Source organism: Sphingopyxis sp. GW821-FHT12F08 (assembly GCF_058806755.1).
Map to the genome: position 1 here is coordinate 286,755 of NZ_JBXAQA010000003.1, position 12,976 is coordinate 299,730.

Below are 12,976 nucleotides of genomic sequence, written 5' to 3' on the forward strand. Positions count from 1 at the left end.
GCCGCGCGGAATGAAACTTTACCAGTCGCTCGGCCCCAATCCGCGCGTGGTGCTGATGTACCTCGCCGAGACCGGCATCGCGGTCGATCGGCAATTCGTCGACATCATGGCGGCCGAAAACCGCCAGCCCGATTTCTGCGCGAAAAGCCCGCTCGGGCACACACCATTGCTCGAACTCGACGACGGCGGCTGCATCGCCGAGAGCATCGCGATCTGCGAATATCTCGACGAGACGGCCGCCGGGCACACGCTGCTCGGCGCGACTGCCGAAGAACGCGCGCGGACGCGAATGCTGGTGCGGATCGTCGACCAGCTCGTCGTCGTGCCGATGACCGCGGGTTTCCGCGGCGCCGAGGGGCTGCCGATGTTCGAGAGCCGGCTGCTCTGCCTGCCCGATGCGGCGGCCGACCTGAAGCGGCTCGCCGCCAACGGGCTGGCGCAGGTCGACCGGATCGTCGGGGCGGGGCCTTGGCTTGCGGGCGAGCGCTTCAGCCTCGCCGATATCCTGCTCTATTCCTTCGTCGAGTTCGGCGCGATGGTCGGGCAACCGCTCGATCCCGCGCTTGCCAATCTTGCTGCCTGGCGCGACCGCGTTGCCGCCCGCCCCGGCGCCGCCGCCAGCGCCAACCCCCAATATGGCATCGGAGAGCCTGCATGACCGAGACGACGATCGATCGCGACACGCTGCGCGACATCTACACCCGCACGATGCGCGTCGCGCGCGCCGACGAGAAGTTCCGCTCGCTGCTGATGACCGGCAAGCTCGCGGTGATCTATTACACCGTGCGCGGGCAGGAACTCGTGTCGGCGGCGGCGATGGCGGCGCTGGAACAGGACGATTATCTCGTCACCACCTATCGCGGCCAGCACGACCAGATCGCCAAGGGCGTACCACTGAACCCCTTGTTCGCCGAGATCGCGGGCAAGGTCGGCGGTACCTGCCGCGGCAAGGGCGGGTCGATGCACATCACCCACCCCGAGACCGGGGTGATGGTGACGACGGGTGTCGTCGGATCGGGGCTGCCGATCGCTAACGGACTCGCGCTCGCGTCGCAGAACCGCGGCGACGGCAAGGTGACGATGGTCTGCTTCGGCGACGGCGCGACCAATATCGGCGCCTTCCACGAGGCGATGAACATGGCGCAGCTGTGGAAGCTGCCGGTGATCTTCCTGTGCCAGAACAACCGCTATGGCGAGCATACCGCTTTTGCCGACCACACCAAGGTCGATTCGATCGTCACCCGCGCCAAGGCCTATGGAATGAACGGCGTGAAGGTCGACGGCAACGACGCGATCGCGATGTACAATACGACCAAGGCGGCGGTCGATCGCGCGCGCGCCGGCGAGGGGCCGACGCTGATCGAGGCGATGTGCTACCGCATGATGGGCCACTTCTTCGGCGCCGATTTCTCGTACATGCCCAAGGAGCATCTCGCCGAGATGGCGGCGGAGGACCCGTTGCCGCGGCTGCGCCAGCTGATGCTCGACCATCAGTTCAGCGAGGCCGAGCTCGACGCGATCGTCGCCGACCTCGACGCGCAGATGGACGCCGCCACCGAATTCGCCGCGAACAGCCCGCTGCCGGGGCCCGAGGAAATCCGCAAGGATGTCTTCGAAGAGGAGATTGCGGCATGACCCAGATCACGATGACGCAGGCGATCAACCGCGCGATCGACGAGGCGATGGCCGAGGAGGAGGGCGTGATCCTGCTCGGCGAGGATGTCGCGGCGAAGCAGGGGGGCGGCGTGTTCAAAATCTCGGCGGGGTTGACCGAGAAATATGGCGAGCACCGCGTCCGCGCGACGCCGATTTCGGAGCAGGCGATCGTCGGGGCGTGCGTCGGCGCGGCGCTCGCGGGTTTCCGCCCGATCGCCGAGATCATGCTGATGAACTTCGTGACGGTCGCGATGGACCAGATCGTCAACCATGCCGCGAAGCTGCGTTTCATGTCGGGCGGGCAGACCAACGTCCCGCTGGTGATCCGCACCACGACCGGTGTCGGGGTCGGTTTCGGCGGGCAGCACAGCGACATGCTCGAAGCCTGGTTCGCGCATGTTGCGGGGCTGAAGGTCGTGACGCCGTCGAACGCGGCCGATGCGCAGGGGCTGATGCGCGCGGCGATCGCGTGCAACGACCCGGTGATCTTTATCGAGAATATCCTCTGCTACGGCCTGAAATCCGACGATCCGGGGCCGGGACATGTCGTGCCGCTCGGCAAGGCGGCGGTCACGCGCGAAGGGACCGACTGTTCGATCATTACCTATGGCCGCACCGTACTCGACGCGCTCGAGATCGCCGAGCGGCTCGCGGGCGAGGGCATTTCGGTCGAGGTGATCGATCTGCGCACCATCGCCCCTTATGACGAGGCAACCGTCACCGCATCGGTCGAAAAGACCGGCCGCGCGGTGGTGCTGCACGAGGCGGTGAAGCAATATGGCACCGGCGCTGAGATCGCCTCGCGGCTGGGCGAAAAATTGTTCGGCAAGCTGAAGGCGCCGGTAACGCGCATCGGCGGGGCCTTCTCGGCGGTCCCGATGGCGAACGCGCTCGAACAGGCGTGGATCCCGAACAAGGACGCGATCGCCGATGCGGTGCGGGCCGCGGTGAACTGGAAAGGCTGAGGCGATGGCGGAGGAACTGCGCATCCCGAAGATCGGCATGTCGGCGACCGAAATGACGCTCAACGAATGGATGGTCGGCGACGGCGAGCGCGTCGAGGTCGGCGACATCATCTATACCGTCGAGACCGACAAGACGACGGTCGAGATCGAGGCGCAGGTCGCGGGGACGATCCGTCCGACCGGGATCGAGGGCGAGGTCTATCCGGTCGGCGCGCTGGTCGGCACGATCGAATGACGCCGCTCGAAGCCAGCAAGGCGATGTACGCCGCGGTGCACGCCGGTGATTGGGATGCAGTCGCCGACTTCATGGCCGACGATCTCGTCATCTACGAACCGACCTCGCTTCCTTACGGGGGCGAATGGCGCGGGCGTGACGCGCTGCAACGGCTCTACGCGCATGTCATGGGCTATTGGGAAGACCCGGTGGTCCAATGGCAGGAACTGGTCGGCGGCGAAAAATACGCCGTCGCGCTGCTTCATTTCACCGTGACCGCGAAGTCGAGCGGCAAAAGGTTCGAGACGCATATCGCCGAGGTCACCGAATTCGACGACGCGGGCAAGATGGCGTCGATGCGCATCCATTATTTCGACACCGCGCACATGGTCGAGCAATTGAAGGCATAAGAGATGAGCGAAGCGCCGCACGTGATCGTCCTCGGCACCGGCGGGGCGGGGCTGACCGCCGCGATTTCGGCCCATGAAGCCGGCGCGCGCGTCTCGCTGTTCGAAAAGGGCGACCAGGTCGGCGGCACCACGGCCTGGTCGGGCGGGATGATCTGGATCCCGAACAATCATCATGAGGCGACGCTCGGCGTCGAGGACAGCCGCGACAAGGCGCTGACTTACCTCCTGTCGATGTCGCACGGGCTGATGCAGCAGAATCTGGTCGAGGCGTTCCTCGATCATGGGCCCGAGATGGTAGCGTTCCTCGAAGCGAACACGCCGGTGCAGTTCCGGCCGATTCCGGAATTTCCGGATTATCATGCCGAATTTCCGGGCGGCATGCCGAACGGCGGGCGCTCGCTCGACTGTCCGCTCTATTCGTTCCTCGAACTCGGCGAATGGGCGGCGAAAGTGACGAAGTCGCCCTATTATCCCTCGCCGCATTTCTCGATCTACGACACCCCGCTCGGACAGGCGAAGCCGCAGCCGCTCGCGCCCGCGGAATTGCAGCGGCGGATCGACGGCGACCTGCGCGGGAGCGGGCAGGCGCTTGTCGGGCGATTGCTGCGTGCGTGCCTCGATCGCGGGATCGAACCGCAGACCGGACATCGCGCGGTGCGGCTGCTGATGGACGGCGACCGCGTGGCGGGCGTGGTGTTCGAGACCGTCGAGGGCGAGGTCGAGGTTGCGGCCGATGCGGTGGTGCTCGCGACCGGCGGGTTCGAGTGGGACGCGGACTTGCTCCGCGCCTTCATCCGCGGGCCGATGACGCATCCGCTGAGCCCGAAGACCAACACCGGCGACGGGCTCAAGATGGCGATGCGCGTCGGCGCGATGCTCGGCAATATGCGCGAGGCCTGGTGGATGCCGGTCGCCGAGGTGCCGACAAGCGAAAGTTCGACGGGCAAGACGCTTGTCGCCGGGCAGCGCAGCCTGCCGCATTCGATCATGGTCAATCGCGCGGGCCAGCGCTTCACCAACGAGGCGGCGAATTACAACGCGATCGGCGCGGCGTTCCACGACCAGGACGTCAGCAAGTTCGATTATAAGAACCTGCCGTGCTGGCTGATCTTCGACCAGCAATATATCGACCGCTTCGGTTTCGGCATGATCAGCGGCGAGCGCGGCGTCGCGCCGCCGCAATGGGCGATGCGGGCCGAAAGCCTGGCCGACCTTGCGGCGCGGCTCGGGATCGACGCCGATGCGCTTGCTGCGACGGTCGAGCGGTTCAACGGCCATTGCGCGAGCGGGCGCGATCCCGATTTCGGGCGCGGCGATGCGGCGCACGATCAATGGTGGGGCGATCCCGACGGGCGCGGATCGACCGCCGCGACGCTGGGGCCGATCGGCAAGGGGCCCTTCTTCGCGGTCGAGATCAAGAGCGGCGCGCTCGGCACCAAGGGCGGGCCGCAGACCGACGCCAATGCGCAGGTGCTGAGCGTCGACGGCGGGGCGATCCCCGGCCTCTATGCTGCGGGCAATGTCATGGCCTCGGCGATGGGCATGACCTACGGCGGTCCCGGCGGGACGATCGCCCCGGGGATGGTGTTCGGTTTCCTCGCGGGGCGCCACGCGGCGGCCGTCTCGGCGAAGCAGCTGGATGGTGCGGCATGAAGAAGATTCTCGTCCTCGGCGCGCCTGCCGATCAGGGGATTCCCTTGCTGACGGCGCTGAAGGCGAGGGGGCTCGAACTCACGGCCGGCGTGCGGCGGCCGGGTGCGATGGCGGCGACGGTCCATCCCGACGTGCCCGAGGTCGCGGCCGACCTCTATGACGTCGCCAGCCTGACCGCCGCCTTTCGCGGGCAGGATGCGCTGGCGATGCATCTGCCGTTCGAATTCGACCGCGAGCGGGCTGCGACGATGGGACGCAATATCGCCGTCGCTGCGCGTGCGGCGGGGCTGGGGAAGATCGTCTTCAACACGAGCTGCTTCGTCGCCGGCCGCGATCTCGACCTGTCGGCGCACGACGGGCGGCGCGACATCGAGCGCGCGATCCACGACAGCGGCGTGCCCTATGTGATCATCGAGCCGATGGTGTTCATGGACAATATCACCCGCATCTGGTCGCGCCCGGCGATCGTGAACAGCGGGGTATTCGCCTATCCCGCGGCTGAGACTTTGAAGATCAGCTGGGTCTGCCTGGAGGATGTCGCGGCCTATATGGTCTCGGCATTGCTCCACGAAGATCTGGTCGCCGACCGCATCGCGGTAGGCGGGCCCGAGGCGCTGGTCGGCGCCGAGGTTGCCGAGCGGCTGAGCGTCGCGGCGGGTCGCCCGGTGCGCTTCCAGAGCCTGTCGCCTGACGAATTCGCGGCGCGGATGAGCGAGCTCGTCACCGGATCGCGCGCGGTGCAGCCGGCGAGCATCTATGACGGGATGGCGAAATTCTATCGCTGGTACAACGACCAGCCGGTGTCGCCCGTCGCGTTCGACGCCGTGCCGGCGGCGCGGCTGCTGGGGGTGACGCCGACGCCGTTTGCGGAATGGGCAGCGCGGCAGGACTGGTCGCCGGTGAAGGTTCCTGCATAGCCTTACAACCGTTCGCCCTGAGCGTGTCGAAGGGCCGTTCTTTCTTGCTACCTTGCAGAAGAAAAGGACGGTGCTTCGACAAGCTCGGCACGAACGGAAAATAGGGTAATGCGGAGGGGCTAGGGCAATTGCCCGCCCACATATTTCCCCAGCGTGCGGTGGAAATGCCGGATCCGGCTTTCCTGATAATGGCCGAGCTCGATCACGCCGCCCGGCGATGATTTCATCCCCTCCTGCACATAGGGGAGGTTCTCCATGTCCTGGTCGAACACCCCCGCGAGCGCCGCGCCGATCAGGTGGCTCGCGCTGGCGAAGGGCTGGTCGTCGGGGATCAGGTGCATCGGTGCCGATTTGGGCGGTTTCTCGCCCTTGGGCGTGCGCATCAGGATGCGGACTTCCATCAGGCAATGGTCGGTGTCGCCCCACGGCCGCCAGCGGTAGACGATGTTCGGCACCAGCCCGCCCCATGGCGCCCAATTGGGGAAGACGTTGTAGGTGAAATTGTCGAGCATCTCGCTGTCGGTCGCGGCCGAATAATCATGCCCGTTCATCGCCGAAAAGGCGTCGCGGTTCGCCTGTGCGAGCACCTTGCGCGCGAGCATCGGGTCGTCGGCTTCGAAGCCTTTCAGGTCGGCCGGATCGCCGGTGCTGCGTCGCGCGCGGCTGTCGCCGCCGCCGATGAATTCCTCGAGCGACTTCAGGACGTAGAATTGGTCCTTGCCCTTGATGTGCGGCGACATCGCGCCCGCCGGCGTGATCGCACGGTTGAGGAAGTCGCCGTAGAGGTCGTAGCGGGTGTTGGCGTCGGCGGTGAAGCCCAGGATCTGCGGATGGGTGACGATGCTGTGCCACGCCTCCATGAACGCCTCGGCGACCGCTTTCCAGTTGGCGGGGATGACGCGGCCGACCCAGGCGCCGGTGTAACATTCGTCGAGCCGCCAATGGTCATAATGTTCGACCCCGGGACCGACCCAGTCGCGGAAGCTCGGCAGGTCGTGGTTCTCGGTGACGAGCAGGAAACCCTGCCAGCTTTCGACCTTCAACTCGGGCAGGCTCATGTCCTTGCCTTCGAGATGCTTGAAGTCCCACGCGCAGGGCGCTTCCTTGAAGCGCCCGTCGTGATGCCAGGAAAAGCCGTGGAAGGGGCAGCGCAGGTTCACCGCGGGGCCGCTTTCGGTGCGCAGCTTGCGGCCGCGGTGGAGGCAGACATTGTAGAAGGCCTTGACCGACAGATCCTTCTGCCGGACGAGCAGGATGCTCTTTTCGTTGATGTCATAGACGACGGTGTCGCCGGGGTCCGGCATGTCCTCTTCGCGCGCGGCGAACTGCCAGATGTTCGGCCACATCCTCTCGCGTTCGAGCTTGGCCCAATCCTCGCTGACATAACGCTCGATCGCAATCGGCTCGTCACCGAGTTCCTGGTTCGATTCGGCGAACAGATAGTCGGGGACGCGCCGCGTGTCGGCGTTCAGCATGTCGGTATAGCTGGTCCCCGGGCAGCGGTCGTCGCGATCGGAAGCCTGGGGAGGGGAGAGGTCGTTCATCGATAAGCTCCGGAAGGTCAGGCGATCTGGTCGAGCGGCATCTTGCACGCGGCGGCGATCGAACGATGGACGCCGTGCAGCGCGGGCTCGTTCGCGCCGAGCACGACGTGGAAGTCGGCGGGGGCGGTCATCAGGTTCGAATAGCCGCTGCTCGCGACGCGATAATCCTCGGTCTGAACGACGGTCGCGGTCGCGTCATAGGCCATCTCGCACGCTTGCCGATGCTCCGCGCTTTCGACGCCGAAGGGCGCATAGACCGCGAACTGGCAGAACATCTTGCCCGCGCCGTCGGGGAAGAGGCGGAAGACCTGGGTGAAATAGACGCCGGGCGTCACCGCGCCGAAGAAAACGACAACATTGGGAAACAGGAAATGCACGCCGCCATAGTCGGTCTCGGGCCATTCGCTCTCGTCCTTGCCGACGAGCGCGCCGACCGACAGGTCGGGAAAGCCGATCCGGTGATGTCGTCCGAAACGCTCGTAAACATGGCGGTCGCTGTAATGCGTGCCGCCGATCGTCGAGGCGTGGAGCATCTTGAAATGATAGCCCTCGCCATAGGTGTCGAGCGCGAATTTCCAGTTGGCGTCGGCGGTGAGGATGCCTTTCTTCACCGGCTCGGCGCGGTGCAGCTCGAGCTGCGCGAGCACCGGCCCGAAATCACCGAGATGCGCCGCGGCGTCGATCGGCGCGCCATCGGGATTGGCGCGCACGAAGATCAGGCCAAGGTGCTCGGCGCAGGGCAGTTCGATCAGGTTGCGGGCGCCGATCTCGCAATTGGCAAAACCATCCTTGCCCGGCTGGCCGACGAGGTTACCGGCGGGATCGAAGGTCCAGGCATGAAAGGGGCAGACGAGCCGCGGGCGCGGCCCCTGCCAGGGTTCCTTCTCCTCGACCAGCCTGGCGCCGCGATGCGTGCACATGTTGAGGAAGGCGCGCGCGACGCCGTCCTTGCCGCGGGCGACGAGGATCGACGGGCCGACCGAGTCGAAGACGAGCGTGTCGCCGGCCTTCGGAATGTCGCCCGACAGCCCCGCGACGATCGGCTCGTTCCGGAAGATATGCTCCATCTCGGCCGCGTTGCGGGCGTCGCTGGTATAGATCGACTTGTGGAGCGGCAGCGGTGCCTCCGCCCGGTCGGTGCGGTTCTCGGCGACGATCGCCACCAGCTTGCGCAGCCCCGCGCGCGCATTGCGCTTGCGGACGGCGAACCAGTCCTGCGGCGCGATTTTCGGATCGGACTCGGCCATGGCACTCCCTCACATTTTGCCCAGTATGACTCCGGGTCTCGAAAAGCTTATCGCACAAAGGCAGGCGCTTGTGCGCTATCGCTTTTGAGGGGAGAGACATGGCCGGACCCGCAACGCTCGCATCGCTCGGCGATATCATGCAGCTCGCTTATGTGCCGTCGGATTTCGACGCCGCGGTGAAACATTGGACCGAAGTGATGGGCGCGGGCCCCTTCTTCCTGCTCCCCAATGTGTCGCTGCCCGGCGGGCGCTATCGCGGCGAGCCGAGCGATCCGGTGTTCACCATGGCGCTCGGCTATTGGGGCGACATGCAGATCGAGCTGATCCGGCCCGAGAATGACGCCAAATCTCTCTATCGCGGCGAATATGCGGTGGGCGAAGGGTTGCACCATGTCTGCGTGCTGGTGGATTCGATCGCCGAGGCTCGGGCGCGCTGCAAGGCGGTCGGCGCGGAGATCGTGTTCGAGGCGCCGGTGGGCGATACCGGCGGGGTGATCTATGCCGATCCCGGCACCGGTCCGGGGACGCTGGTCGAGCTGCTCGAACCGCAGGCGGGCACGCGCGAACTGTTCGCGATGATGCGCGATGCGGCGAAGGACTGGGACGGCAGCGAGCCGTTGCGGTCGTTGGGGTAAACTCGCCACGCCCACCTAACTCCGTTCGCCCTGAGCTTGTCGAAGGGCCGTTCTTTCTTCTGACGTCGCAGAAGAGAAGGACGGTGCTTCGACAAGCTCAGCACGAACGGAATATAGGACCCGGTTAGCTATTCGCCCCCAGATATCCCAGCTGCCCGGCCTTGAAGATCGTCTGCGCGCGGTTGACCGAGTTCAGTTTCTCGCCGGCGCGGTGGACATGATAGCGCACCGTCGCGTGGCTCAACGAAATGATCATCCCGATCTCGCGGTCGGTCTTGCCGATCGCCGCCCAGCGCAGGCATTCGACCTCGCGCTTCGACAGCTCGCAATCCGACGGGATCCGCCGCTTGGTGCGCATCGCCGAGGCATAGCCCGCGATGAAACGCCGCGTCGCGAGCCCCAGCGTGTCGCCGATCTGTGCGAACAGGTCGGACAGGTCGGCGATGTCGGGATCGGTCGGATGGAAGCTGTTGGCCGAAATCTGCCCGAACGGCAGATGCACGGGAACGACGATCGCCGCCTGATAGCGCGGATTGGCGGCGAAATAGCGCGCCGGGTCGATCTCTTCGAGATAGGGGTTGGGCTGCGCGGTGCGAAACCCGTCGCTGTTGCACCAGAAGGGCTCGCTCTCATAACGGCACGACCGCGGCAGGGGCGAATGCAGCGCCAGCCGATGATCCTCCCACCAGCGCTCGCCGTCACCGAGCCAGCCGAACAGGTCGGCGGCGAGCACCGCGCCGTCGGCGTCGACCATCGTTTCCTTCGACGCGATATCGTCGCACAGCGCGACACGCAGGTCGAAAGCCGCCGCATAGTCGCGCAGCAGCACTGCGGCATCGTGGATATCCTCCACGTTGCGGATCGTGACCGCGTCGACGAGCGTCCTGGCATCCATTGGGGGCGCGAACCCGTCGACCGGCGGTTTTTCCGCCTGTTCTCCCATATCCGGGACTATTTCACACTGGGCGGCAAGTCGCAATGCATGTGTCATAGGCGTAGCACCGTCTTTGCTATGATGTTTTTCTGGACTTCGCTCGAACCGCCGAAGACGGTCCAGGCACGGCTGTTGAGATAGCGGGCGGCGGCGACCTGCGCATCCTCGTCGCCGATCGGCGGCGGCGCTTCATTGCCGTAGAGCGGGCGCACGGTGGGCAGTTGCAGCCCGTCATAGCCGTGCAGGTTCATCGCGAGCCCGTCGATCCGCTGGTGGATTTCGGACGAGAGCAGTTTGACGAGCGAGGTCTGCGGACCCGCGGGGCGGCCCTTGGCGATGTCCGCCAATATGCGGAGTTCGGTCGTCTCGAGCGCCTCGGCTTCGAGCCGGAGCCGCGCGATGCGCGTCGCGATCTGGATATCGGCGCCGAGCGATCCGTTGTGCCCGCTCGGCGCGATTCCGGCGAGCGCTTCGATATGGTCGATCGCGCGGATCAGGCGCGGGGCGTGGAACGATCCGCCGCGTTCGTTTTCGAGCAGGAACTTGGCGATCGTCCAGCCTTGCCCCTCTTCGCCGATGCGGTTGTCGACCGACGTGCGTGCGCCGTCGAGGAAGACCTGATTGACCTCATGGTCGCCGGCCATGGTGATGATCGGGGTGACGGTGACGCCGGGCTGGTCCATGGGCACGAGCAGGAAGCTGATCCCCGCCTGCTTCTTCACCTCGCCGTCGGTGCGCACGAGGCAGAAGATCCAGTTGGCGTGATGCGCGTGGGTGGTCCAGATTTTCGAGCCGTCGACGACATAGGTGTGGCCTTCGCGGCGGGCGCGGGTGCGCAGCGAGGCGAGGTCGGAGCCGCTTTGCGGTTCGGAATAGCCCTGGCACCAATAGTCGGTTCCGGCGCGGATCGCAGGGAGGAAACGGTCCTTCTGCTCCTGGGTACCGAAGGCACAGATGACCGGGCCGACGAGACGGAGGCCCAGCACCGACAGCGCCGGGGCGCCGGCGATCGCGCATTCCTTTTCGAAGATATAGCGCTGCATCGGCGACCAGCCGGTGCCGCCGCAATCCTCGGGCCAGTGATAGGCGACCCAGCCCTTGTCGTTGAGGATGCGGTGCCAGACGAGGCCGATATCGGGCTCGACGAACACGCCGGGCGTCCGCTTCGCGCCGTCGCGGACATAGTCCGGAAGCGACGTGCGCAGGAAGTCGCGCACCTCCTCGCGAAATTCCAGCTCGTCCTTGGTGAGGTCTAGATCCATAATTCCACTAGCGTTCGAGGATCGCCACCGCCGACAGGCCGGGCGCTCCATAGACATGAGAATAACCCACCTTCGGGCCGTTCGGCACCTGCCGCTCGCCGCCGCGACCGCGCAGTTGCACCGTGTTTTCGTAGACCTGCCGCAGGCCCGAGGCGCCGATCGGCTCGCCGCAGGCGAGGCATCCGCCGTCGGTGTTGATCGGCAGCTTGCCGCCGATCTCGCTCCATCCTTCGGCGAGCCATTGTTCCTGCTCGCCGTCGGCGCAGAAGCCGTTTTCGGCCATGTGCATGATCTCGGCGCCGCTTTCGGTGTCCTGCAACTGCGCGACCGCGACGTCTTCGGGGCCGATGCCGGCCATTTCGAAGGCGGCGCGGCTCGCGATCTGGGTGGGCTTGCCGCCGCCGTTGACGCTGATCGACGGCGCGAAGACTTCGAACGATCCTTCGGGGCGGGTGCGGAAGGCGACGCTGGCGATGCGCACCGCGTCGGATCCGAGTTCGCGGACCTTCCTGCCGCTGGCGAGCACGAGCGCGACCGCGCCCTCGGCGGGCGAGCAGAACATATATTTGGTCAGCGGATCGTTGACCATCGGCGCATTGAGGATCGTGTCGAGATCGACCGGCGAACGCCGCCAGGCGTGGTCGCACAGCGTGCCGTTGCGAAACGCCTTTTCGGCGACGAGGCCGAGTGTCCGCCGGCTGATCCCGTGGAGCGCCATATAGCGCTGGATCTTGAGCGCAAAGAATTGCGTCGTCAGCATCATGCCGGTTTCGCCATACCATAAGGGCAGGCCGTAATCGGACGGCCTGGCGTTGAAGGCGCCGCGCGGATGCTTGTCGAAGCCGACCGCGAGCGCGATGTCGCAGGCGCCCGCCGCGATGGCATTGCGCGCGGCGGTCAGCGCGCTGCCCCCGGTCGCGCAGCCGTTCGCGACGTTGATGAAGGGCACGCTGGTCAGCCCGAGTTCGTTGACCATGATGTCGGCCGACCCCGCCGCAGCCGAGCCGCCATAGGCGAATTCGACGTCGCGCCATTCGATCCCGGCGTCGCCGAGCGCTTCGCGTACCGCATAGACGCCCTGATCGCGCCCCGAACGGCCGTCGGTGCGCCCGAAGGGGTGGATGCCGGCGCCGATGATATGGACGTCGTCGTTCATGGCTGGCGCTCCGGGCGGAAGGCATAGGTCGACCGCGTCTCGTCGAAGGTGACGACGGCGAACTCCATCGGCATGCCGATGATCAGGTCGGCGGGCGTGGCGTCGACGATCCGGGTCTCGACGATCACCTCGCCGGGCAGTTCGACATAGCCGATGAGGAAGGGCTGGAAGGGCTGCGGGCCGCTATAGGGCTCCTTGGGTTCGAAACCCTGCGTCGTCCACGACCAGAGCGTGCCCTTGCGCGACAGCGCGACGGGCTCGACCAGCGCGGCGGCGTCGCCCGACGGGACAGGGAAGACGATCTCGCCATCGGCGCGGCGAGCACCGATCAGCCGCGGTTCGGCCTCGTCGGTCCACAGGCCCGGCGCGATCGGCGCGCGCAT

General features: G+C 66.1%; 14 protein-coding genes. 8 read left to right on the forward strand and 6 right to left on the reverse strand.

From position 1 onward, the window contains the following. Positions 1-10: 10 nt before the first annotated feature. From AC1RNQ_RS10240 to AC1RNQ_RS10270, 7 genes are read left to right on the forward strand one after another with little or no spacing between them, the layout of a single operon-like run. Positions 11-658 (forward strand): glutathione S-transferase family protein, encoded by a 648-nt coding sequence (locus AC1RNQ_RS10240; RefSeq protein ID WP_493171018.1) that lies wholly within the window; start codon positions 11-13, stop codon positions 656-658. Next, entirely contained in the window at positions 655-1,635 is a 981-nt protein-coding gene (locus tag AC1RNQ_RS10245) for a thiamine pyrophosphate-dependent dehydrogenase E1 component subunit alpha (RefSeq protein WP_493171020.1), read from the forward strand. The genes AC1RNQ_RS10240 and AC1RNQ_RS10245 overlap by 4 nt, the downstream gene beginning before the upstream one ends. Next, the gene (locus tag AC1RNQ_RS10250; RefSeq protein WP_493171021.1) at positions 1,632-2,621 is read left to right on the forward strand and encodes an alpha-ketoacid dehydrogenase subunit beta; all 990 of its coding nucleotides are present in this window, start codon (positions 1,632-1,634) and stop codon (positions 2,619-2,621) included. The genes AC1RNQ_RS10245 and AC1RNQ_RS10250 overlap by 4 nt, the downstream gene beginning before the upstream one ends. A gap of 4 nt (positions 2,622-2,625) precedes the next feature. Continuing rightward, on the forward strand, positions 2,626-2,856 hold the full coding sequence (locus tag AC1RNQ_RS10255; protein WP_058536382.1) for a biotin/lipoyl-containing protein: 231 nt from the start codon (positions 2,626-2,628) through the stop codon (positions 2,854-2,856). Further along, positions 2,853-3,245, forward strand: a complete 393-nt coding sequence (locus tag AC1RNQ_RS10260; RefSeq protein WP_493171022.1) for a nuclear transport factor 2 family protein — start codon at positions 2,853-2,855, stop codon at positions 3,243-3,245. The genes AC1RNQ_RS10255 and AC1RNQ_RS10260 overlap by 4 nt, the downstream gene beginning before the upstream one ends. A gap of 3 nt (positions 3,246-3,248) precedes the next feature. Beyond that, positions 3,249-4,898 carry an FAD-dependent oxidoreductase gene (locus AC1RNQ_RS10265; protein WP_493171023.1) on the forward strand — a complete coding sequence of 550 codons (1,650 nt, stop codon included), beginning with the start codon at positions 3,249-3,251 and terminating at the stop codon, positions 4,896-4,898. Beyond that, a complete protein-coding gene (locus AC1RNQ_RS10270; RefSeq protein ID WP_493171024.1) occupies positions 4,895-5,815 on the forward strand; it encodes an SDR family oxidoreductase in 921 nt (306 codons plus the stop codon). Before AC1RNQ_RS10265 ends, AC1RNQ_RS10270 begins: the two co-directional genes overlap by 4 nt. 119 nt (positions 5,816-5,934) lie before the next feature. Here AC1RNQ_RS10270 and AC1RNQ_RS10275 read toward each other — a convergent pair whose 3' ends face one another. Both AC1RNQ_RS10275 and AC1RNQ_RS10280 read right to left on the reverse strand, forming a co-directional pair. Then, the gene (locus AC1RNQ_RS10275) at positions 5,935-7,359 is read right to left on the reverse strand and encodes an aromatic ring-hydroxylating oxygenase subunit alpha (RefSeq protein WP_493171026.1); all 1,425 of its coding nucleotides are present in this window, start codon (positions 7,357-7,359) and stop codon (positions 5,935-5,937) included. 17 nt (positions 7,360-7,376) lie between these two features. After that, positions 7,377-8,606, reverse strand: coding sequence for an aromatic ring-hydroxylating oxygenase subunit alpha (locus tag AC1RNQ_RS10280; RefSeq protein WP_493171027.1), 1,230 nt, complete (start codon positions 8,604-8,606; stop codon positions 7,377-7,379). Positions 8,607-8,704: 98 nt separating this feature from the next. Here AC1RNQ_RS10280 and AC1RNQ_RS10285 point away from each other — a divergent pair, with 98 nt between their 5' ends. Beyond that, positions 8,705-9,241 (forward strand): VOC family protein, encoded by a 537-nt coding sequence (locus AC1RNQ_RS10285; RefSeq protein ID WP_493171029.1) that lies wholly within the window; start codon positions 8,705-8,707, stop codon positions 9,239-9,241. Between the two features lie 124 nt (positions 9,242-9,365). On the opposite strand, the gene AC1RNQ_RS10290 is transcribed toward AC1RNQ_RS10285, so the two are convergent. From AC1RNQ_RS10290 to AC1RNQ_RS10305, 4 genes are read right to left on the reverse strand one after another with little or no spacing between them, the layout of a single operon-like run. Then, on the reverse strand, positions 9,366-10,184 hold the full coding sequence (locus tag AC1RNQ_RS10290) for a helix-turn-helix transcriptional regulator (protein WP_493171030.1): 819 nt from the start codon (positions 10,182-10,184) through the stop codon (positions 9,366-9,368). A gap of 44 nt (positions 10,185-10,228) precedes the next feature. Beyond that, positions 10,229-11,437, reverse strand: coding sequence for an acyl-CoA dehydrogenase family protein (locus tag AC1RNQ_RS10295; protein ID WP_493171032.1), 1,209 nt, complete (start codon positions 11,435-11,437; stop codon positions 10,229-10,231). 7 nt (positions 11,438-11,444) lie between these two features. Next, entirely contained in the window at positions 11,445-12,593 is a 1,149-nt protein-coding gene (locus tag AC1RNQ_RS10300) for a thiolase family protein (RefSeq protein ID WP_493171033.1), read from the reverse strand. After that, a complete protein-coding gene (locus AC1RNQ_RS10305) occupies positions 12,590-12,976 on the reverse strand; it encodes a Zn-ribbon domain-containing OB-fold protein (RefSeq protein WP_493171035.1) in 387 nt (128 codons plus the stop codon). Before AC1RNQ_RS10305 ends, AC1RNQ_RS10300 begins: the two co-directional genes overlap by 4 nt.